This window comes from Psychrobacter immobilis (assembly GCF_003148585.1).
Taxonomy (GTDB): domain Bacteria; phylum Pseudomonadota; class Gammaproteobacteria; order Pseudomonadales; family Moraxellaceae; genus Psychrobacter; species Psychrobacter immobilis.
On record NZ_QGGM01000031.1, the window covers coordinates 1 to 2,554 of the forward strand.

A 2,554-nucleotide genomic window follows, 5' to 3' on the forward strand; every position below is an offset into this window, starting at 1 on the left:
CGATTGCTACTCGCTATGACAAGTTAGCCTGTCATTTCCTCAGTGCGATTCATTTAGTTTCTTGTGTCATTTGGCTTAATTGATGACACGCCCTAGATAACCTTTTGATATAAAAGAATCTCTTGTTGTGTAATTAACGAATACTTTCACTTGTCACCCAATAAATTTATTATAAAACAACAACCAACCTAGAATTGAAAATGATGCTAGAACAAAATATAGAGACATAGAAAGATTAAAAGCTGACATTTTCCAGTTCACTTCAATTTCACTAATTTCTAAATCAGTTAACTCATTACCCTCTGCGATCAACTTAAACAGTTTGTTCATATTTTTTCTAGTCATTCTTTGATAATAATAGGCTGTAGAGTCTGCAATCCAGAAGCCCAGACAAATTAATAAAGGAACGACAAAATAAGAATGATCTACATCATTGCCCATTAGTTTCCCTAGAGCAACAATAGAAATACCTATCAGAGCGACACATAATTTTTTAAATTCAAAACAACTATTACTAGGGCGTGTCCCTAATCTGTAAAAGTAAGTATAAAGGCTTTAAAATAAAGAGACTATTTCAAACAGGGCTCTCTAAATTATGGCAAGAACAGTGCTCACCGATAATACATGGGAACAACTCCAAAGTAACATGAAGGCTCATGGCTGTCATACTTGGAAAAACGACAAACAAGTCATGGAAGCCATATTGTGGAAACTTCGTATAGGCGCGCCATGGCGTGATATACCGAGTGAGCTATGCCCATGGAAAACGGCCTACAACCGTTTTAATAGGTTGTCAAAAAAGGGGTTGTGGGAACAATTTTTTTTGACCTACGAGCAAGTATTGATGAAGAATGGGTATTCGCAGACGGAAGCTATATCCGCTGTCATCAGCATTCAAGCGGCGCAAGACGAGGAGAGCTTCGAGCTACTGGAAAGTCACGAGGTGGAACCACTACCAAGATTCATCTCGCCGTCGATTCGCATGGAAACCCGATTGATTTTAAAATCACTGGGGGTGACGTCCACGACAGCCAAGCGGTAGATGATATTATAGAGATGCTAACGGATGCGACCTACTTTATTGCTGATAAAGCTTATGATTCTGAAACCATTAGAACTAGGCTAAAGCAAGATAACATAAGCCCTGTCATCTCTAAAAGAAAAAATGCTAAACAACCAGATGTAGCGTTTGATCACTATTTATATAAGCTACGACACTTAGTTGAAAACACGTTTGCAAGGCTAAAGCACTTCCGTAGTATTGCGACTAGATACGAAAAATTGGCTCGTAATTATAAGTCTATGCTGTATCTAGCTTGTACTATGATTCATTGCAAACTGAATTAGGGACACGCCCTAATTTGCAATGTTGCTTCATGCAATTGGGAAATTTTGTTCCAATGAATTTCATCTTTACAACTTTTCTTATATTCGTTCATTTGTATCCTAATATTAGAATTCGATAAATAAGTGTGAAACAAGCTAATGATATATAAATTAGAATTCCTCTCATTCTATATATCTATAATAATTTAGACATTGGAATACTTCCACCATGCGCCATACCAAAACGACCAGTAGGAGTATCATCTACTAGAAATCCATACTTCTCAAAAAATTGAACCAAATCTATACTGGCAGCAGTCAAGCATATCTTATTCAAGCCCTCTTTTTCACAAAAAGCAATACAATTAGACATTAGGTCGCCAAATAAACCCAACCCTTTATGAGATTGAAAAGTATATTTTCTGTCTTGATCTGGAATCTCATGTAAAGGATGTGAAAACTCAACATCAGAGATATGCAATATTCCCCGAAATAATACTGCTATTAATAGCTGACTAAATATTCGATGCTCAACAGCTGGATCATTTACCTCTGCATAAGTATATGAAATATCTTGAATAGTCTTTTCACCTATTATTTTAGATGCTTCTTCAAATAAATAAGGGTTTAAATTTTGAAAATGAGCAGCTAAAATCATTGGATCTTCATTAGGTGTTACTTGGATATATTTATCCCAAATTGTACCACCTAATTCAAACATACAATTTTTTTCAGTTTTACAATTTCCTCAATATTTTCCATACCTATTTGATGAAAAATAACGTCGTTAAGGTTCACTTTAGCTTTAATCAACCCTTCCGGAAATATTTCATTTAACCGCATAATGAGATCCTCAAGTATTAATATATAACAATCCACCAACTATCATTAAAGTCATATCAATAACAGTTATGAAACGATAAGCTATTACATTAATCTAAACTAAGGTTGAATTATTTCGCAAAATTTATATGCTTAGCGGAATATCAGGTATAGAGGACTGATGCACGAAAATGTTATAGCTCGCAGTAACCCCAAACCCGCAGCCAAAAGAAAACCCCCTTCTGCATAAGCAGAAGGGGGTTTTACTTTGAATAGAGAGCTGACGATGACCTACTCTCACATGGACGAATCCACACTACCATTGGCGCAATGATGTTTCACTTCTGAGTTCGGGAAGGGATCAGGTGGTGCCATCATGCTATTGTCGTCAGCAAAGGGGGTTAGA

Annotated in this window: 3 protein-coding genes, 1 rRNA gene and 1 pseudogene; 2 read left to right on the forward strand and 3 right to left on the reverse strand. The window is 36.2% G+C overall.

Annotation, left to right across the window (positions count from 1 at the left end):
- Window positions 1-83, forward strand: a pseudogene (locus C8D84_RS13640) (IS5/IS1182 family transposase); the annotation flags it as partial.
- 70 nt (window positions 84-153) lie between these two features.
- Here C8D84_RS13640 and C8D84_RS13645 read toward each other — a convergent pair.
- The gene (locus C8D84_RS13645; protein ID WP_109592805.1) at window positions 154-441 is read right to left on the reverse strand and encodes a hypothetical protein; all 288 of its coding nucleotides are present in this window, start codon (window positions 439-441) and stop codon (window positions 154-156) included.
- Between the two features lie 154 nt (window positions 442-595).
- Here C8D84_RS13645 and C8D84_RS13650 point away from each other — a divergent pair.
- A protein-coding gene (locus C8D84_RS13650) for an IS5 family transposase (RefSeq protein WP_109592807.1) occupies window positions 596-1,347 on the forward strand; the annotation gives its coding sequence in 2 pieces (ribosomal slippage) (window positions 596-824 and window positions 824-1,347; 753 coding nt in all).
- 175 nt (window positions 1,348-1,522) lie between these two features.
- Here the strand turns inward: C8D84_RS13650 and C8D84_RS13655 are convergent.
- Both C8D84_RS13655 and rrf read right to left on the reverse strand, forming a co-directional pair.
- Window positions 1,523-2,047 (reverse strand): GNAT family protein, encoded by a 525-nt coding sequence (locus C8D84_RS13655; RefSeq protein WP_211181302.1) that lies wholly within the window; start codon window positions 2,045-2,047, stop codon window positions 1,523-1,525.
- Between the two features lie 379 nt (window positions 2,048-2,426).
- Window positions 2,427-2,541 (reverse strand): 5S ribosomal RNA (gene rrf, locus C8D84_RS13660).
- Window positions 2,542-2,554 lie beyond the last annotated feature (13 nt).